General features: G+C 62.8%; 20 protein-coding genes and 1 tRNA gene. 13 read left to right on the top strand and 8 right to left on the bottom strand.

Going from position 1 to position 18,419, the window contains the following annotated elements; translation table 11 throughout:
• Positions 1-7 precede the first annotated feature (7 nt).
• Positions 8-1,423, top strand: a complete 1,416-nt coding sequence (locus CO670_RS26455; protein WP_097592974.1) for a lipopolysaccharide biosynthesis protein — start codon at positions 8-10, stop codon at positions 1,421-1,423.
• Positions 1,424-2,701 carry a GNAT family N-acetyltransferase gene (locus CO670_RS26450; RefSeq protein ID WP_097592957.1) on the top strand — a complete coding sequence of 426 codons (1,278 nt, stop codon included), beginning with the start codon at positions 1,424-1,426 and terminating at the stop codon, positions 2,699-2,701. It abuts the gene before it with no gap.
• Between the two features lie 4 nt (positions 2,702-2,705).
• Here the strand turns inward: CO670_RS26450 and CO670_RS26445 are convergent, their stop codons facing one another.
• A complete protein-coding gene (locus CO670_RS26445) occupies positions 2,706-4,337 on the bottom strand; it encodes an AMP-binding protein (protein ID WP_097592956.1) in 1,632 nt (543 codons plus the stop codon).
• Positions 4,338-4,559: 222 nt separating this feature from the next.
• Between CO670_RS26445 and CO670_RS26440 the strand changes: the two genes are divergently transcribed.
• Positions 4,560-5,540 carry an aldo/keto reductase gene (locus CO670_RS26440; protein ID WP_097592955.1) on the top strand — a complete coding sequence of 327 codons (981 nt, stop codon included), beginning with the start codon at positions 4,560-4,562 and terminating at the stop codon, positions 5,538-5,540.
• 185 nt (positions 5,541-5,725) lie between these two features.
• On the opposite strand, the gene CO670_RS26430 is transcribed toward CO670_RS26440, so the two are convergent.
• Positions 5,726-6,310 carry a TetR/AcrR family transcriptional regulator gene (locus tag CO670_RS26430; protein ID WP_097592954.1) on the bottom strand — a complete coding sequence of 195 codons (585 nt, stop codon included), beginning with the start codon at positions 6,308-6,310 and terminating at the stop codon, positions 5,726-5,728.
• A 129-nt stretch (positions 6,311-6,439) separates the two neighbouring features.
• On the opposite strand from CO670_RS26430, the gene CO670_RS26425 reads away from it, so the two are divergent.
• On the top strand, positions 6,440-7,735 hold the full coding sequence (locus CO670_RS26425) for an MFS transporter (RefSeq protein ID WP_097592953.1): 1,296 nt from the start codon (positions 6,440-6,442) through the stop codon (positions 7,733-7,735).
• Between the two features lie 130 nt (positions 7,736-7,865).
• Positions 7,866-7,950, top strand: a tRNA-Leu gene (locus CO670_RS26420).
• Between the two features lie 101 nt (positions 7,951-8,051).
• Here CO670_RS26420 and CO670_RS26415 read toward each other — a convergent pair.
• Both CO670_RS26415 and CO670_RS26410 read right to left on the bottom strand, forming a co-directional pair.
• Entirely contained in the window at positions 8,052-8,339 is a 288-nt protein-coding gene (locus CO670_RS26415) for a hypothetical protein (RefSeq protein ID WP_088689336.1), read from the bottom strand.
• 158 nt (positions 8,340-8,497) lie between these two features.
• Positions 8,498-8,782: a hypothetical protein gene (locus CO670_RS26410; protein WP_097592952.1), complete on the bottom strand. Its 285-nt coding sequence runs from the start codon at positions 8,780-8,782 to the stop codon at positions 8,498-8,500.
• 215 nt (positions 8,783-8,997) lie between these two features.
• Here CO670_RS26410 and CO670_RS26405 point away from each other — a divergent pair, with 215 nt between their 5' ends.
• Positions 8,998-10,743: a cation:proton antiporter gene (locus tag CO670_RS26405; RefSeq protein ID WP_097592951.1), complete on the top strand. Its 1,746-nt coding sequence runs from the start codon at positions 8,998-9,000 to the stop codon at positions 10,741-10,743.
• Between the two features lie 44 nt (positions 10,744-10,787).
• On the opposite strand, the gene CO670_RS26400 is transcribed toward CO670_RS26405, so the two are convergent.
• A complete protein-coding gene (locus CO670_RS26400; protein ID WP_097592973.1) occupies positions 10,788-11,075 on the bottom strand; it encodes a hypothetical protein in 288 nt (95 codons plus the stop codon).
• 200 nt (positions 11,076-11,275) lie between these two features.
• Between CO670_RS26400 and CO670_RS26395 the strand changes: the two genes are divergently transcribed.
• Positions 11,276-11,866 (top strand): YqaA family protein, encoded by a 591-nt coding sequence (locus CO670_RS26395; RefSeq protein ID WP_097592950.1) that lies wholly within the window; start codon positions 11,276-11,278, stop codon positions 11,864-11,866.
• Between the two features lie 126 nt (positions 11,867-11,992).
• Positions 11,993-12,508: a disulfide bond formation protein B gene (locus tag CO670_RS26390; RefSeq protein WP_097592949.1), complete on the top strand. Its 516-nt coding sequence runs from the start codon at positions 11,993-11,995 to the stop codon at positions 12,506-12,508.
• A gap of 9 nt (positions 12,509-12,517) precedes the next feature.
• Here CO670_RS26390 and CO670_RS26385 read toward each other — a convergent pair whose 3' ends face one another.
• Together CO670_RS26385 and CO670_RS26380 are read right to left on the bottom strand one after the other, a co-directional pair.
• A complete protein-coding gene (locus CO670_RS26385) occupies positions 12,518-13,075 on the bottom strand; it encodes an HNH endonuclease (RefSeq protein ID WP_004671754.1) in 558 nt (185 codons plus the stop codon).
• Positions 13,076-13,186: 111 nt separating this feature from the next.
• Entirely contained in the window at positions 13,187-13,879 is a 693-nt protein-coding gene (locus tag CO670_RS26380; RefSeq protein ID WP_097592948.1) for a DNA-3-methyladenine glycosylase, read from the bottom strand.
• Here CO670_RS26380 and gluQRS point away from each other — a divergent pair.
• Entirely contained in the window at positions 13,878-14,759 is an 882-nt protein-coding gene (gene gluQRS, locus CO670_RS26375; RefSeq protein ID WP_097592947.1) for a tRNA glutamyl-Q(34) synthetase GluQRS, read from the top strand. The genes CO670_RS26380 and gluQRS overlap by 2 nt on opposite strands.
• Here the strand turns inward: gluQRS and CO670_RS26370 are convergent.
• Entirely contained in the window at positions 14,724-15,647 is a 924-nt protein-coding gene (locus CO670_RS26370) for a YihY/virulence factor BrkB family protein (protein WP_097592946.1), read from the bottom strand. The two genes, gluQRS and CO670_RS26370, sit on opposite strands and share 36 nt — an antisense overlap.
• A 76-nt stretch (positions 15,648-15,723) precedes the next feature.
• On the opposite strand from CO670_RS26370, the gene CO670_RS26365 reads away from it, so the two are divergent.
• From CO670_RS26365 to CO670_RS26350, 4 genes are read left to right on the top strand one after another with little or no spacing between them, the layout of a single operon-like run.
• The gene (locus CO670_RS26365; RefSeq protein ID WP_097592945.1) at positions 15,724-16,557 is read left to right on the top strand and encodes an SDR family oxidoreductase; all 834 of its coding nucleotides are present in this window, start codon (positions 15,724-15,726) and stop codon (positions 16,555-16,557) included.
• Positions 16,558-16,571: 14 nt separating this feature from the next.
• Positions 16,572-16,775: a twin transmembrane helix small protein gene (locus CO670_RS26360; protein ID WP_088677727.1), complete on the top strand. Its 204-nt coding sequence runs from the start codon at positions 16,572-16,574 to the stop codon at positions 16,773-16,775.
• A gap of 21 nt (positions 16,776-16,796) precedes the next feature.
• Positions 16,797-17,375: a cob(I)yrinic acid a,c-diamide adenosyltransferase gene (locus tag CO670_RS26355; RefSeq protein WP_097592944.1), complete on the top strand. Its 579-nt coding sequence runs from the start codon at positions 16,797-16,799 to the stop codon at positions 17,373-17,375.
• A gap of 36 nt (positions 17,376-17,411) precedes the next feature.
• Entirely contained in the window at positions 17,412-18,209 is a 798-nt protein-coding gene (locus CO670_RS26350; RefSeq protein WP_097592943.1) for a rhomboid family intramembrane serine protease, read from the top strand.
• Positions 18,210-18,419: the final 210 nt, after the last annotated feature.

Raw genomic sequence — 18,419 nt, 5'->3', positions numbered from 1 at the left:
GTTCATCATGGCGGTCATAGAAACAGCGGAGAAGATGCTGCCCGCGGGCCTGCGCCCGATCGGCAGCCGGACGCTGCGCATGTTTGCCGCCGTGCTCACCGAACGCGGCGAGAAGGCGGCTGCCCAGCGCATGGCGCTGACGGCCTTTTCGATCCGCATCTTGAGCGCCGCCCTCGCCTTTCTGTCCCAGATCGTGCTCGCCCGGCTGATGGGCGAATATGAATACGGCATCTTCGTCTTCGTCTGGGTGCTCGTCGTCGTCTTCGGCGATCTTTCCTGCCTCGGCTTCCATACGGCGATCGTCCGCTTCCTGCCGCAATACAGGGCTGCCGGCGCCTTCGAGGAAATCCGCGGCCTCACGGGCACGGCGCGCATCTTCGCGCTGCTATCGGGAACGGCGATGCTCGTCGCCGGCATGCTCGGGCTGCATTTCTTCGGCGATATGATCGAGACCTATTACCTCGTGCCGATCTTCATCGGCCTGCTCGCCATGCCGATGATCGCGCTCGGCGACATCCTCGAAGGCACCTCGCGGGCCAACCACTGGCCGGTCATGGCGCTGAGCCCCGTCTATATCATCCGGCCGATCCTGATCATCGCCTTCATGCTCGCCGCGATTGCGATGGGCGCGGCGCATACGGCGGTCACCGCCATGCAGGCAGCGCTCGCCGCCACCTTCGTCACCGCGCTTGGCCAGTATGGCGCCACGCTCTACCGCCTTCGCCGGCATTATGACGAAGGCCCGCGCAAGGTCGATTTTCTCGCCTGGCTCAGCGTTGCCTTCCCGATCTTCCTGATCGAGGGCGTCAGCTTCCTGCTGACCAATTCCGATGTCGTCGTCGTCGGCATTTTCCTTCAGCCGCACGACGTCGCCATCTATTTCGCCGCCGCCAAGACGATGGCGCTGGTGCATTTCATCAATTTCTCCGTCAAAGCCGCCTCCGGCCCGCGCTTTTCCTCGATCATCGCCGAAGGCGATCACGCCCAGCTGGCGGTCGCCGCCACGGATGCCGCCCGCTGGACCTTCTGGCCGGCGCTCGGCGTCGGCCTCGTGGTGCTCGCGGCCGGCCATCTGCTGCTGTCGCTCTTCGGCGGCGCCTTCACCTCGGGTTACCTCGTCATGGCGATCCTGCTTGCCGGCATCCTCGCCAAGTCGCTGGTCGGCCCGGCCGAAACACTGCTGATGATGGCGGGCAAGCAGAACCTTTGCGTCGCGCTCTATGCCGGCGCATTGGCCGCCAATATCGGCCTCAACCTTGCTTTGATCCCCCATTACGGCATCGAAGGCACTGCCGTCGCCACCGCCTCGGCCATGGCGGTCGAGGCGATCCTGCTGCATGTCGCCGTGCGCCGCACGCTCGGCATCGTCCTCTTCGCCTTCGCCAGCCCCTCCGCCGCAACGCCAGAAATGAGAGTTCGATAGATGGTGCGCCTGCCCCCCGTCACCGAAAGCACCAACAGCATCACCAACCGCATGGTGCATGATCTGGCCTCCCTGCATTTCGAAGCACCGCAGGCTGAAGCCCGCGCCGAGATCGGCCGGCCGGGGCGCGAGCTTTGCCTCTATCCCGGTAAGCTCGGCTACGAACTGCAGGAAGAACTCGACTTCCTCTCCAACCGGGCGATGGAGCCGAACGTCTTCTTTTCCGGCCGCTTCCTCGCGCCCGCCATGCCGCGGCTCGAGGACCGGCAGGTGAATTTCGCTCTGATCCGGGATCACGGCGCCGGCCGCAGCCGCATGCGCTTCCTCATGCCCTTTTCGGTCGACAAGCCAGGCTTTGCCGTCGGCCCCTCGATCATCCGCGGCTGGTCGAACAGCTTCGGCCCGCTCGGCACGCCTCTCGTCGATAGCGAGGATGCCGCCGAAACCCTCGATAATTTCTTCGAGGGATTGACCGCCCCCGATCTCAGCCTCCCGACGACGCTGGTTCTGCCGGATCTGAGGCTGAACGGCATCTTCGTGCGCATGGCCAAAGCCGTGGCGCTCAGCCGCAACCTGCCGCTCACCGTCACCAATCCCTATCTGCGCCCGATGCTGCAGAGCGAGGAGGAGGCACCCGCCTATCTCGCCAAGACCATTTCCTCCTCGCATATGCGCGAGATGCGCCGCCAGTGGCGCCAGCTGGAGGAACTGGGAACGGCGGTCTACGCCGTCGCCCGCCAGCCGCGTGAAGTCCACGTCCGCTTCGAGGAATTCCTGGCGATGGAAGCCGGGGGCTGGAAGGGCAAGCGGCGAAGCGCGCTCGTCACCGACCGCTATCACACCGCCTTCGCCCGCGAAGCCGTATCGAACCTTGCCGCCGTCGATGCCGTGCGCATCCACACGATCGATCTCAACGGCAAGGCGATCGCCGCCATCGTCGTCCTGATGATGGGCGGCGAGGCCTACACCTGGAAGACCGCTTATGACGAGAATTATGCCCGCTATTCGCCGGGCAAGCTTCTGATGAGCGAACTCACCGAATGGCATCTCGACGACGCCAATATCGTGCGCTCCGATTCCTGCGCCGTCTCCGACCATCCGATCATGAGCCGCTTCTGGCAGGAGCGTGAAGAGATGGGAACGCTGGTGATCGGCCTGACGCAGAACGGCGACCGCGACATGCGCCAGGTCGCTGCCCAGCTGCACATGTACCGCAGCACCCGCAACATGGCGAAGATGCTGCGCGAGAAGATCATGTCGCTCGCCGGCCGGAGTTGAGGCGTCAGCCTTCGGCTGCCGCCCTCTCGCGCAACAGCCGGCGGATCACCTTGCCTGTCGTGGTCAGCGGCAGCGACTCGACGAATTCCACCTCGCGCGGATATTCGTGCATCGAAAGCCGCATCTTCACCCATTCCCTGATGTCGGCGGCGAGCGCCTCGCTCGGCGGATGGCCCTGCGCCAGCACGATATAGGCCTTGACGATCTCGGTGCGCACAGCATCGGGCTTGCCGACGGCGGCGGCAAGCTGCACGGCGGGATGGCCGATCAGGCAGTCCTCGATTTCGGCCGGGCCGATGCGGTATCCCGAAGAGGTGATGACGTCGTCGTCGCGGCCTTCGAAGGTGACGTAGCCCTCACCATCCTGCCGGCCGATATCGCCGGTGAGCAGCCAACCCTTGACGAATTTTTTCTCGGTCGCCGCCTCATCGTTCCAATAGCCGAGGAACATGACTGGATCGGGACTGGCGATGGCGATCTGGCCCGGCTCGCCGGCCGGCAATTCATCGCCCGCTTCGCTGACGATCGCGACCCGGTGTCCCGGCACCGCTCTGCCGATGGCGCCGGCCCTGGTCACGCCATGGGCAGCGCTCGACGAGAGCACGAAATTGCACTCCGTCTGCCCGTAGAATTCGTTGACGGTGATGCCGAGCGCACGCCGCGCCCATTCATAGGTCTCGCGGCCGAGCGCTTCTCCGGCCGAGCCGATGGTGCGCAGCACCAGATCATATTTCGAGCGCGGATCGGCAACGGATCGCATCAGCCTTAGCGCCGTCGGCGGGATGAAGGCATTGCGCACCTTCATCTCCGCCATGATCCGGTAGGCCATGTCGGCATCGAATTTCTGCGCCGGCGAGGAGACGACGGGAACGCCGAGCAGAAGGCTCGGCAGCAGCGCGTTGAGCAGGCCCCCGGCCCAGGCCCAGTCGGATGGCGTCCAGACCTTGTCGCCGGCACGCGGAAAACCCTCATGGGCGAACTGCATGCCGGGAATATGCCCGGGCAGAACGCGGTGGCCATGCAGCGCACCCTTCGGCGGCCCTGTGGTGCCTGAGGTAAAGATCATCAGCGCCGGATCGTTCGGACCGGTCTCGGCAACGTCGAAGACCGAGGGGTGAGCATCCACCAGCTCGGCAAATCCCAGCGCGTCGTCATTTGTCCCGTCGACGCTGACCACATGTTTCAGCATCGGCAGGCGCTCACGGATCTGCCGGATGCGATCGAGGCCGAAACCGTTGGTGACGACGGCCGCAGCCCCTGCCGCCTTCAGCCGGTATTCCAGCGCCTCGACGCCGAAGAGCAGCGCCAGCGGCAGCGCGACCGCACCGGCCTTGTAGATCGCCACATGCGCGATCACCGTCTCGAAGGACTGCGGCAGCAGCAGCGCGACGCGATCGCCGCGTTCGATCCCGAGCGAAACCAGCGCATTGGCGAAGGCCGAGGAACGGTCGGCGAGCGCGCGGTAGGTCATCGAGTGATGATCGCCGTCGGGGCTGAAATGCTCGAGGCAGACGCGCTCCGGCGCCCGGGCCGCCCAATCGTCGCTGACGGCGCGGCCGATGTTGAAATCCTCCGGAATCCGCCAGGAGAAATCACGATAGAGATCGTCATAACGATCATGGGAGGGCAGTTGCATAGTCGGATTCCGGTAAAAAATGCTGCAGCAGCTAACACCTTGCGGCGCCGATGTGCAAGCAGGAGCGCGAAATGGCGCGGAAAACGCCGTTTCAGGCGTCACGGATGATTGTGCACATGCAGCACAAATTCTTCGTTGCGCTCCCCTGCGACTTCGCTGGCTCCGCACTAGATGATGGAAAGCCGCCGGGGAGCACCGTCAGATTCATCACGGAGTCGTTTCATGGAATACGCAAAATTTGGAAAGACCGGTCTCGAAGTGTCGAAAATCTGCCTGGGCTGCATGACCTTCGGCGATCCTGGCCGCGGCAACCATGCCTGGAGCCTGCGGGAAGAGGAAAGCCGGGCAATGATCAAGCAGGCGATCGATCTCGGCATCAATTTCCTCGACACGGCCAACACCTATTCCAACGGTTCTTCGGAGGAGATCGTCGGGCGCGCCATCAAAGACTTCGCCAAGCGCGAGGATATCGTGCTGGCGACCAAGGTGTTCAACCGCATGCGGCCCGGCCCGAACGGCGCCGGCCTGTCGCGCAAGGCGATCTTCGATGAGATCGACAACAGCCTGCGCCGCCTGGGCACGGATTACGTCGACCTCTACCAGATCCATCGCTTCGACTATACGACGCCGATCGAGGAAACGCTGGAAGCGCTGCACGACGTCGTCAAGGCAGGCAAGGCGCGCTATATCGGCGCCTCCTCCATGTATGCCTGGCAATTCGCCAAGGCGCTCTACGTCTCAAGGCTGAACGGCTGGACGGAATTCGTCAGCATGCAGGACCACCTGAATCTGCTCTACCGCGAGGAAGAGCGCGAAATGCTGCCGCTCTGCGAGGATCAGAAGATCGCCGTCATTCCCTGGAGCCCGCTTGCCCGCGGCCGCCTGACCCGTGACTGGGACGAGGCGACGGCGCGCAGCGAAACCGATGAATTCGGCAAGACGCTCTACACCCAGTCGGTCGACTCCGACCGCAAGATTGTCGAGGCCGTGGCCGACATCGCCAAGGCCCGCGGCATCTCCCGCGCCCAGGTGGCAACGGCCTGGATCCTGCAGAAAAGCGTGGTGACTTCCCCGATCATCGGCGCGTCCAAACCCCACCATCTGAAGGACGCCGTCGCCTCGCTGTCGGTCAAGCTCACCGCCGAGGAAATCGCGGCGCTGGAAGCGCCTTATATCCCGCATGCCGTGGCCGGTTTCAAATAATCGCCAGCACGCTTTCGGCCTTCAAACCACCAGGACAGCTCCCTCCCCGTTAATACGGAGGGGGCGCTCGGCGGCAGGACGATGGAATTCGAGCAGGCGCTGCGAAGCGAGCTGGCCGCTCTTTCACAGGATAGAAAATTCACCGAGATCGAGAGCAACGCCCTCATCACCTTTCGCGATTGAGCTTATTCCTGATTGCCGTGATTGGGATCGAGCTGCCGGCGCATTGTCACCAGAAACTGCTCGGCAAGCGCCCGGTCCTCGACCGCACGGGCCAGGATGACCGCACCCATCATCGAGGAGAGCGTGGTGGTGGCATTGGCGCGGCGTTCCTCTTCGCTCTCGCCGGGAACGATATCGGCGAGCGTGTCGACCAGCACGGAAAGCCCGTCGCTGAAGACGGCGCGCACCGCACCGCGGCTGCGGCTCACCTCCTGGATCAGTGTCGCGAAGACGCAGCTGCCGCCCGGATCGTCGACCGTGCGCCAGTGGATATAATGGTCGAGAAGCGATTCCAGCGGCCGGTCGGGAGACTGGGCGATATGCTCCTTCCAGCGTGTTTCGACCTTGTCGATCAGCTTGCGGCTGACCTCCAGCGCCAGCTCGTCCTTCGAAGCGAAATGACCGTAAAAACCGCCATGCGTCAGCCCAGCCGCCTTCATGATGTCGGCGACACCCACTCCGTCGAAACCGTTTTCGCGAAAGAGCACGCCGGCAACACTCAGGATTTTCTCTCGGTTTTCGGCGAATTTCTCGCGGCTGACCCGCATTTTTCATCTCCGGAAATAGCTGCTTGACAAAATATATGACGTCCATCATCAATAGGCAAGAAATATGATGACCATCATGTAAATCCCGCATCCATCTCCCCCGAACCTGAATCCGAACGGAATCTACTCATGGTTTCTACAGCGCTTGCCTCCACCCTTGCCCGGCGGAACGTCCACTATGGCTGGGTCGTCGTTGCCGCGACCTTCCTCACCATGCTGGTCACGGCCGGCGCCATGGGCGCCCCCGGCGTGCTCATCAAGCCGCTGCAGGATGAGTTCGGCTGGGAAACGTCGCAGATTTCCTCCGCCCTTGCGATCCGCCTGATCCTCTTCGGCCTGATGGGTCCCTTTGCCGCCGCCTTCATGAATTATTTCGGCGTCCGCAAGGTCATCGTTTTCGCGCTGGCGCTGATCGGCGCAGGCTTCATCGGCTCGCTGTTCATGACCAAGCTCTGGCATCTGCTGGCGCTGTGGGGCATCGTCGTCGGCTTCGGCACCGGCCTGACGGCCATGGTGCTGGCGGCAACGGTTTCCACGCGCTGGTTCGTCAAGCACCGCGGCCTCGTCGTCGGCATGCTCTCGGCAAGCTCTGCAACCGGCCAGCTGGTGTTCCTGCCGCTGATGGCGGAGCTCACGGAGCGCTACGGCTGGCGCGCCACCGTCTTCTTCGTCTGCGCCATGATCATGGTTGCGGCCCTGCTCGTCCTTCTCCTCATGCGCGACCGTCCTTCTGACGTAAGCCTGCCGCTGCTCGGGGAAACCCACGTCGCCCCTGCCCCGGCACGTGGCACGCTTGGGGCAGCGCTTGCGACTCCGATCACCGTGCTGAAGGAAATTTCGACGACCTCGACCTTCTGGATCCTCTTTGCCACCTTCTTCATCTGCGGGCTGAGCACCAACGGCCTGATCCAGACGCATTTCGTCACCCTCTGCGGCGATTTCGGCATCACGCCGGTGGCCGCCGCCAGCGTGCTTGCCGTCATGGGCATCTTCGATTTCTTCGGCACGATCGGCTCCGGCTGGCTCTCCGACCGCTTCGACAATCGCTGGCTGCTGTTCTGGTACTACGGCCTGCGCGGCCTTTCGCTGCTCTATCTGCCCTTCAGCGATTTCAGCTTCTACGGCCTCTCCTTCTTTGCCATCTTCTATGGCCTCGACTGGATCGCCACCGTACCGCCGACCGTCAAGATCGCCGCCGATCGCTTCGGCCGCGAAAAAGCCGGCCTCGTCTTCGGCTGGGTCTTCGCCGGCCATCAACTGGGCGCCGCCACCGCCGCCTATGGCGCCGGCCTCTCGCGAACCGAGCTTTCGAGCTACCTGCCCGCCTTCTTCATCGCCGGCGCCTTCTGCCTGCTGGCCTCGATCCTGGCGATCACGCTGAAGAAGTCCGGCCTGACCAACCCGGTGCCCGCCGCCGCCCATTGAGAGAATAGATATATGCCTCCGGCCTCGAAACGAGGCCGGAACTCTCTACCGGATCAGTCTGATAACTTCACTCGCGCGTCTTGCGCGTGCAGGCGCTCACATGTTAGACAGCCGCCCGTCTGTATCCGTTGCCCCATTGGCGGAATTGGTAGACGCGCTCGACTCAAAATCGAGTTTCGAAAGAAGTGCTGGTTCGACCCCGGCATGGGGCACCAGCCTCCGCTGTCGCGCCGTAGTTCCGTCAGGAACGAAGGCGGACTGGTTTCTACCCCCGCGCCCAGATCCGGATACGGAACGAATTGGCATCCGAATAAAATTACTTATTCTTCAACAGCCATATCTTGCCGGCCATGGTGATGCCGTAGACGTCTTTCGAGACATCGTCGTCCAGGTGCCGCCGCTCGAGGAAGCCCGATTCCGTCAACTCTCCCAGCGTCTTTGCCGTGACCGATTTGACTTTCTGCGGCCGCTCTTTCCACCGGTCGGATTTGGCGTAGGTCACGGTCGCGTTCTGATGCGTCCATTTATTGGCCGGTTGAGGATAAAGATCTCCATCCCTGACGAGTTTGAGTGCAGCGATCTGGGATGGGGTAAGCTCAATCATGCTGAAAAATCCTGCGAGGTGCTTGGCGTGAGATACGCGCTTTGAACGAAGGCGCGCTCATAGCATCGACAAGTGATTTCCACCACCGCATTGCGATAGCGGACCAACAAAAACCCGGCTCGCACAGGAACCGGGCTCCGTCTTCATGTCATATATCCTCAATAGCAGCGCCGGACCGTCCTGGTAACTTCGCCGTCTTCGGTCTGGCGAGTGACGCTCCGGGTTTCGCAGCCGTCGTCGCGATAGCGGCGGCGCTCGCGTTCGCGCACCGCGCCGAAGGTGATGCCGCGCTCACTGATGGTGACGCCCGGTCGTACCCGCTCATGGCGATAGCCGTCGTCATAGGAACGCTCTCTGACATAGATGCTGTCGGCGAGAACGGGCGCGGCAAATGAGCAGACGGCAAGAGCCGTCACAGTACAGTTCAGGATGATCTTTCGCATATCGTTTCTCCTTCTCCTGATGAAAGAGCAACGAGACAGGCTGCAAGTGGTTCCAACATCGGGGACGGCAGGATGATGAGTGGGGCAAAGGAGAAATGCCCGCTTGCGCCAGATCAATTTAGGCGCCGAACAGTCGCCATATCACGCGAATCAACTGTTTAATTTTGCTTGCACTTCGTCCAAAGTGCGGCCCTTGTCATCCGGAAGGGCCAGACGTGCATCAGGAAGTAGGACTCATAGCAACGGTCGCCGTCAGTTTCGTTTTCGCGGCGATCCTCGGTTACGGCGCCGATCGGCTGCGGCTGCCGCCGCTCGTCGGTTACCTGATGGCCGGCATCCTGATGGGGCCGTTCACGCCGGGCTTCGTTGCCGACACCGCCCTTGCCGGCCAGCTCGCCGAAATGGGCGTCATCCTGCTGATGTTCGGCGTCGGCCTGCATTTTTCCGCCTCCGACCTGCTCGCCGTGCGCGGCCTCGCCGTGCCGGGCGCGATCGGGCGCATCATTCTCGCCACCCTGTTGGGCATCGGTCTCTGCAAGCTCTGGGGCTGGAGCCTCGGCGCCGGCCTCGTCTTCGGCCTCAGCCTGTCGGTAGCGAGCACGGTCGTTCTTCTGAAGGCGCTGGAGGAACGCAACCTCGTCAATGCGCCGAGCGGGCGCGTCGCCGTCGGCTGGCTGATCGTCGAGGATCTGGTGATGGTGCTGGCGCTGGTGATGCTGCCGGCGCTCGCCGAACTCCTGGGTGGCCACGCCGTCGATACGACCCACGGTCTCGGCGACTTGCCGCTGGCGCTGACGATCGGCCTCACACTCTTGAAGGTGGCGGCTTTTGCCGCCATGGCGATCTTCCTCGGGCCGCGCATCGTGCCCTGGCTGCTGACGATGATCGCCCGCACCGGCTCGCGCGAACTCTTCACGCTGACGGTGCTGGCGATCGCACTCGGCATCGCCTTCGGCTCGGCGGCGATCTTCGGCGTCTCCTTCGCGCTCGGCGCGTTTTTCGCCGGCGTCGTCATGAGCGAATCCCAGCTCAGCCACAGGGCCGCCGCCGATTCGCTGCCGCTGCAGAATGCCTTCTCCGTGCTGTTCTTCGTCTCCGTCGGCATGCTCTTCGACCCCTCGATCCTGGTGCGTCAGCCGGTGGCCGTGATCGGCGCGCTGGCACTCATCATCCTCGGCAAGGGCATCATCACCTTCGCGATCGTCATGCTGCTGCGTTATCCGATCGGCATGGGGCTGACATTGGCCGGCGGCCTTGCCCAGATCGGCGAATTTTCCTTCATCCTCGCCGGCCTCGGCGTCTCGCTCGGCCTCCTGCCGCAAGAAGGCCGGGATATGATCCTTGCCGCCGCGATCCTGTCGATCACGCTCAACCCGCTGGTGATCTTTGCGACCGACGGCCTGAAGAAATACATGCGTTCGAACTGGCCGTCCCTCTGGGAAAACTATGGCAGAGGCCGCCAGAAGGCGCTCGGCGTCGAACTGGAAAAGATCAGAGCGCTCGGCGAGGAGCGCGAGCGCCAGCACCAGCTGAAGATCCAGCAGCTGATCGAAACCTTCCCGCTGTTCTCCCAGGTCAATGAGGACGCGCAGGAGGAGCTGCTGCTGCTCTTCAAGGCGAAATCCGCCCCGCCCGGCGAACGCGTCATCCGCCGCGGCGACCGTGGCGACGGCATGTACTTCATCTCGTCGGGAGCCGTGGAAGTTCGTCTTGCCAGCGGCGCGATCCGGCTGGAGCCTGGCGCCTTCTTCGGCGAAATGGCGCTTCTGACCGGCGGACGACGCACTGCCGACGTCATCGCCGTCGATTTCTGCCAGTTCGAAGTGCTCGAACGGCGCGACTTCAACATGTTCATGTCGCGCCATCCCAATCTGCGCGCCGTCGTCAGCGAGATGGCCCAGAAGCGCACGGAAATGAACGTCCTGCGCCAGCAGTGGGAAAAGTCGATGGATCTGTCCTGAAGCGCACCTCAAGCTGCTACGGCGCGATCGCTCATATGGTCCCCTCAGGAAGAGACAGGCCAATAGGCGTCGGAACGAAAATCCACCGGGATGGGATCGAGCCGCGAGAGCGCGTCTGCGACGAAATCGATCTGCAGCGAAAGGTATCTCAGTGCCGCCGGCATCTGCGCGCCGGTGGCAAACTCCCGGACGCGGGAAACGTGATAGCCGCTTTCGCTGAGCCGCCGCGCGGCCTCCCGGCGCACATCCTCCCGGCTCGGTCCGGAATTGCCCTCGGCCTGGACCTCCATCTGCACGGCCTGCCCGCGGCCGCCTTCGATCACTTTGAACATTCTCTCGCCATCCTGCGCGTCCATTCGAAACAGCTTGCCGCAGAATGGCCGATTCGCAATCTCATGAAATCTTGGGAGACGCGCCGACGCCACGGTTCACGAAATTTTTAAACGACGGTGGCGCGAAGGACACGGGCGAGCATTTACAGCGCCGCCCATGGCACCTAAAGCTTTTTGCACCGCAACAGGAAGGGAATGGAATGCTCCGTAGACTTTACGACTGGACCATGTCTCTGGCCGCACGCAAATCGGCCGAAGTCTGGCTCGCCGTCATCGCCTTCGTCGAAAGCTCCGTCTTTCTCGTACCCGCCGATGTGCTTTTCCTGCCGATGGCGCTCGCCAAGCCGGAACGCTCCTATCGCTACGCGGTGGTTGCGACTGTCGCCTCCGTGCTCGGCGGCATCGCGGGATGGGCGCTCGGTCACTACGCCTATGAGGCGGTGGCGCGGCCGGTTCTCGAATTCTACGGCAAGCTCGATGCCTTCGAGGAGATGAAGGCCTACGTCACCTACGAGTGGATCCTGCTGCTGCTTGTCACATCAGGTCTTGCGCATTTGCCGCCGATCAAGATCGTGACGATCCTGTCCGGCGTCATCAACGTCAATCTGGGGCTCTTCATTGTTTCGGCGATTATTGCACGCGGCGCACGTTTCCTCTTCCTCGCTTGGCTGCTGCGCCGCTACGGCGAGTCGATCCGTGACTTCATCGAGAAGCGTCTCGGCCAGATCGTTGGCATCGGTGCCGGTGCGGTGATCTTGCTCTATGTCGGCTACCGCTCTTTCGCTCACTAGAGCATTCTCGTTTCTCTTCGAATGACGAAGCTGCTCTATCTCTCTAATTTTACGCAAGTCCGGACGCAAAACCGCTTCACACTTTTGCTGGAATTGCCCTAAGCCAAACTCTCGCGGAGTTCCGCCATGACTGTCACCGCCTCGCCGCTCGCCCGTCCGGGCTTTATCTATTCCTTACTGCTCGCGATCGGCATGGCGGCGGTGGTCGGCGCCGCCCTCGGCTTCCAGTACATCGGCGGCTATATTCCCTGCGCGCTCTGCCTGCTGCAACGCCAGCCCTATTATTACGCGATCCCGATCGCCCTCCTCGGCACCATCTCCGCAATGATCGGCCTGCCGAACTGGATCACCCGCGCCCTCATTCTCGCAGCCGGCATCCTGATGCTGGTGACGGCGGGCATGGGCGTCTATCACGCCGGCGTCGAATGGCATTTCTGGCCGGGGCCGGCCACCTGCTCGACGACGGCAAACAGCATGACGGGCAATGCCGGCGATCTGCTCACCGAGCTCAATACGATCAAGGGCCCCTCCTGCACCGATGCGGCGCTGAGAGTGCTCGGCCTGTCTTTCGCAGGCTGGAATGTGATCGCAGGAATTCTGCTCGCGGCCTTCGCCTTTGTCGGCGTCCGCAAGGCCGCGTGATCAGATCGATCAGGGCTGCAGTTCGGTATCCCAGTAGAGATAATCGAGCCAGCTGTCATGGAGATAGTTCGGCGGAAACAGCCGGCCGTTATTGTGCAGGTCCTGCACCGTCGGCTGGTAGGGCTTCTGCGCCGGGAACATGCCCGCCTGCTTGGGAAGCTTGCTGCCCTTGCGCAGGTTGCAGGGCGAGCAGGCCGCCACGACGTTCTCCCAGGTCGTCTCGCCGCCATGGGCGCGCGGGATGACGTGATCGAAGGTCAGGTCGTCATGGGCGCCGCAATACTGGCATTCGAACCGGTCGCGTAGGAAGACGTTGAACCGGGTGAAGGCGGGATTGCGGGACGGCTGAACATAGGTCTTCAGGCATACGACACTCGGAAGCCGCATCGAAAAACTCGGCGATGAAACCGAATGTTCATATTCTGCGATGATATTCACACGGTCGAGAAATACCGCCTTGATCGCGTCCTGCCAGGACCACAGCGACAAGGGGTAATAACTCAGCGGCCGGTAGTCAGCGTTCAGAACGAGCGCCGGCAGGGCCTGCGGGGAGACTGCAATCGTCAAGGGACTCTCCTGATCGATTCGGCATCTGCACCTGTATATTAGGCCGGTTGTTACAGGATTGTGAAGTCCAATAAATTCAGAGGATAAAGGCAATTTGAAGAGTGTTGCCGATCAGCCGACCGGCACCATGTCGCGGCGCATTTTCGCGGCGTAATAGGCCCAGAAAAGCCGGGCCGCGACCGAACGCCATGGCGACCAGGCTTCCGCCAGGCGAGCCAGCGCCTTTGCCTGCGGCCGGGCCGCAAGGCGCAAGGCCGCGCCGACGGCATTTTGCAGCGCGACGTCGCCTGCCGGAAAGACATCCGCATGGCCGCCGCAAAACATCAGATAGACCTCGGCCGTCCACGGGCCGACGCCTTTCAGCGCGGTAAGCTCGGCAAGCGCCTCCCCAGGCGGCTTCAGGCAGAGCCCGGAAAGATCGAGGCGGCCGGAGGCAACGGCCTTGGCGATCCGCGACAATGTCTCGGCCTTGGCGCGCGACAACCCGAACTCCCGCCACGCATCGGCATGAAGCGTCACATAGCCTTCGGCGGTCAGCGCACCGTCCGCCGGCAGCATACGCCGCCAGATCGCCTCGGCGCTCGCCCGCGACACCATTTGCGAGACGATGATATGGGCAAGGCCGGCAAATCCAGGCTCGCGCAGCCGCAGCGGAATGGGGCCTGCATCCACGGCGATCGGGGCAAGGCGCGGATCGAGACGAAGCAACGCTTCCAAGCCTTGCCTGACATCGTCTTCATTGTGGATGATCTGCACATCGCCTCGCAGTGGTTCCAAACGCGAATCCATGGCAGAAGAAAGCATGACCACGAGTGAGCGTCAAAAGCCCGTCTTTCGTTTTGCCCCGAGTCCCAACGGACCGCTGCATCTCGGCCATGCCCTGTCGGCGCTGTTGAACCGCGATATGGCGGAGGCCGAACACGGCCGCCTCCTGCTGCGCATCGAGGATATCGATCAGGCGCGCTGCACGCCGGAATTCGAGGCCGGAATCTTCAGGGATCTCGATTGGCTCGATATCCGCTGGGAAAGCCCGGTGCGGCGCCAGTCGGAACACTTTCCCGAATATCAGGCGGCGCTGCACGCGCTGATCGAACGCGGACTGGTCTATCCGGCCTTCCTGACGCGCGGCGAGGTGAAGGCGCGCGTCGCTGTCTATGAGGCGGCGGGGCAAGTCTGGCCGCGCGATCCGGACGGCACCCCGCATTATCCCGCGATCGACCGCGAGCGGCCTGAGGCCGAATGGCGGGACATTCTCGCCTCGGGAAAGAAGCATGCCTGGCGGCTCGATATGCGCAAGGCGCTCGACCTCATCGGCGAACTCCTGTTCTGGACGGAGACCGGCGACGGCAGGACCGGCGAAATCGCCGCCGAGCCCGGGGTCTGGGGCGATGTCATCCTGTCGCGCTCCGACGCCCCATCGAGCTATCATCTTTCCGTGGTCATCGACGATGCGCTGCAGGGCGTCACCCATGTCGTGCGCGGGCTCGACCTTTTCCATGCGACATCGGTGCACCGGCTGCTGCAGGTGCTGCTCGACCTGCCGCAGCCCCTCTATCACCATCATCGCCTGATCCTCGACGAAGACGGCCGCAAGCTTTCAAAAAGCGATGGCGACAGCGGGCTTGGCGAATTGCGCGCCCAGGGCCTGTCAGGAGCCGACATTCGCCGCCTTGTCGGGTTCTGACCGCCTTTCGGCGCGCTCTCTGCCGACGATCGAAAGCGTATGCGAGAACATCCGGAAGACGCGGAACTTGATCAGCGCCGCGTTGATCTCCGCGCCGATAATGAAGATGACGCCGACCATATAGAGGAAGATCAGCACGATCATGACGGAGGCGAGACCGGCATAGGTCGCCGTATAATTGGCGAAGGTCGCGAGATAATAGGCAAAGATCAGCGCGCCGGCGAGCCACAGAAGCAGCGTCAGCAGCACGCCGGGGATGACGTCGAAGACCCGCCGCTTGCCGGACGGCAGCCAGAGATGCACCACGAGCAGCCCGACGGTCAGCACGACGAGCGTGCCGTAGACGCGCCAGCTGAAAACGATGTCGAGCGTGTCGGCAAACAGCGGAAACCAGCCGCGCGCATAATCGAGAGCGAGCGGCAGGGCGACGAGCAGAATGCTGATCGCCGCGAAGATGATGACGGCGATCAGCACATAGCCGAGGCTGGCGAGCCGGGTGAAATACCATGGCCGCGTCTCCTGCACCCGGTAGGCGCGGTTGAGCGAGATGCGCAGCGCCTCGACGCCGTTCGAGGCGAAATAGGCAGCCGCCAGCACCGAGATCGTCAGCAGCCCGCCGCGCGGAATGGTCAGCACCTGCAGCACCTGATCGGCGAGCGGCTTGGCGATCGCTTCGGGCCAGGTGTCGAAGATCAGATGGATGGCGGTCGAGGAAAACTGATCGGCGCCGAGGAAGCTTGCGAGCGCGGTGCCGAAGATCAGGAAGGGGAAAACCGCAAGCAGGCTCGAGAGCGCCACATGGCTCGCCATGGCAAAGCCGTCATCCTCGACCATGTGACAGATCGCGTCATAGACCACGTCATAAGTCGTGCGCAGCACCTTCCGCATTCCGTCCCCGGCTTTCCAGATTGTATCATCTGGCCGAATATGGGAAACGAGTCCCATTTTGTACAGGAATCATTCCATGGCGGCAGAGCGCACCATCGTCGTGACCGGATGTTCGTCCGGCATCGGCGCTTACTGCGCGCGGGCGTTGAAATCCGATGGCTGGCGCGTCTTCGCGACGGTGCGCAAGGCGGAGGATCTCTCGAGGCTGGAAGCCGACGGCATCGAAGCCTTTCTGATGGATTATGCCAGGACCGAGACGATCTCCGAACTGGTCGGCGCGGTGCTCGAACGCAGCGGCGGCCGCATCGACGCGCTCTTCAACAATGGCGCCTACGGTCAGCCGGGCGCCGTCGAGGATCTTTCGACGGCAGCGCTGCGCGCCCAGTTCGAGGCGAACTTCTTCGGCTGGCATGAGCTGACGCGCCAGGTCATCCCGGCGATGCGCAGGCGCGGCGAGGGGCGGATCGTGCAATGCTCGTCCATCCTCGGCATCGTTCCCTATCGCTACCGCGGCGCCTACACCGCCTCCAAATTTGCGCTCGAAGGCCTCAGCGTCACGCTGCGCATGGAACTGCAGGGCAGCGGCATCCATGTGAGCCTGATCGAGCCGGGACCGATCGCGACGCGCTTCACCGCCAATGCGCTCGCCAAGATCAAGGAGCATATCGACCTCGTAAACTCGCCGCACGCGGCCGATTATGCCAGGCAATTGGCGAGGCTCGAGGGAGCGGGGCCGCCCAACCGCCATAAACATGGCCCGGATGCGGTCTATTCGGTATTGAAACACGCATTGAACTCGAAAAACCCAAGGCCACATTATCCTGTAACGACTCCGGCTAAACAGGGCATGGTCCTGAAGAGGCTGCTTCTGGCAGACCTCTTCTACCGCCTGATGCGATGGACGGACTGAGAAAGCTGAATGCCATGTCCACGGTCACCTATATCCTCGCGATCATCGTCATGGGCGTCGTCGCCCTCGTCCTGATCCGCGGTCTCTTCAACATGATGAAGGGCGGCGATGCCAATCTTTCCAACAAGCTGATGCAGCTTCGCGTCCTGTTGCAGGCGATTGCCGTCATCCTGATCATGCTGACGCTCTGGCTGACCGGCGGCGGCCGCCCGACCTGACAGGGCTTCGAAGGGGGAACCGTGGTCAAGCTCAACAAGATCTACACGAAGACCGGCGATGACGGCACGACCGGCCTGGTTTCCGGCCCCCGCCGCACCAAGGACGACCTGCGCGTCGAGGCCTACGGCACGATCGACGAGGCCAATTCGGCGATCGGGCTCGCGCGGTTGCATACGGCCGGCCTGCCCGATCTCGACGCCATGCTGATGCTGATCCAGAACGATCTCTTCGATCTCGGCGCCGATCTCGCCACGCCGGATACGGGTGAACCGCCGGCCTATGAGCCGCTGCGGATCGTCGAGACGCAGGTCGATCGCATCGAGCGGGATATCGACCGGCTGAATGCCGGTCTGGAGCCGTTGAAATCCTTCATACTGCCAGGCGGCAGCCCGGCCGCCGCGCATCTGCACCTTGCCCGCACGATTGCTCGCCGGGCCGAGCGTCTGATGGTGGCGCTTGCCCGCAGCGAGGGCGAAATCGTCGGTGCGGCTGCGATGAAATACGTCAATCGCCTGTCCGACTTCCTCTTCGTCGCCGCGCGTCATGCAAACGACCGTGGCCGCGCGGATGTGCTTTGGGTTCCGGGAAAAAACAGATAGGCTCGCCCCCGATCACGATCGCCGGGGGGCGCCTGCATGTTCATACCACTTCACGATGCCAATACGCTCAAATACATCAAGGTTCAGTGGGTGACGCTCTCATTGATCGCGCTGAATGTCGCGGTCTGGCTTCTGACTGTCCTGGAAAGCGAACAGGCAGCCCAGGCGACGACGGTCGGGCTTGGTTATATCCCGGCGATCGCCTTCGGACACGCGGTGCTGGCGCAGGGCCTCGAAATCGTGCCGGAGCCTCTGACCTATCTCACCTATGCCTTCGTCCATTCCGGCTTCTGGCATCTGGCTTCCAACATGATCTTCCTCTGGGTCTTCGGCGACAATGTCGAGGACGCGATGGGGCATCTGCGCTTCCTGATCTTCTACCTCGCCTGCGCCGCCGCCGGCGCGCTCTGCCACGGCCTGCTGGGCACCACGTCGGAAGCACCGCTGGTCGGCGCATCGGGGGCGATCTCCGGGGTCGTTGCCGCCTATGTCATGCTGCATCCACGCGTCAGGGTCTGGGTGCTGGTATTCTTCCGCGTGCCCTTGCCGCTGCCGGCCTTCATCCCGCTGCTTTTATGGATCGGCCAGCAATTCCTCATGCTGGTCATCGCCTCCGGCGGCGATGTTTCCTGGGGCGCTCATGTCGGCGGCATCCTTGCCGGCGCTCTTCTGATCCTCGTCTTGCGCCGGCCCGGCGTACCGCTCTTCGACCGGCAGATCGTGACGCCCCGCGCCGTCAAAAACGAACCCGCCACCGGCCCGACCATCGCTGCCGGCGCGGATGGGCGGACGGTACAGCGCTTTCCCTGGGGCCGGCGCTGGCAGCGATATTGACGTGAACGTAAACGTCCATATATTGCCGGCAAATTGCCTGCCGGCGTCATGGAAGCGTTGTATTTGGAGGAAAAACGCGTATCCATGTCGCCATTCGACAATCGGAGCGGCGCCCGAGCGCGCATTTTCCTAACAGCCTCGCTGAAGCCAGTTCTCTCTTGAAGGAAGGACCCCATGAAGATTCTCGTCCCAGTCAAACGGGTTGTCGAT

The organism is Rhizobium sp. J15, from assembly GCF_002531825.1.
Classification (GTDB): Bacteria; Pseudomonadota; Alphaproteobacteria; order Rhizobiales; family Rhizobiaceae; genus Rhizobium.
Note: the sequence above shows the minus strand (reverse complement) of the source record. Positions and strands in the feature narration are given on the sequence as shown.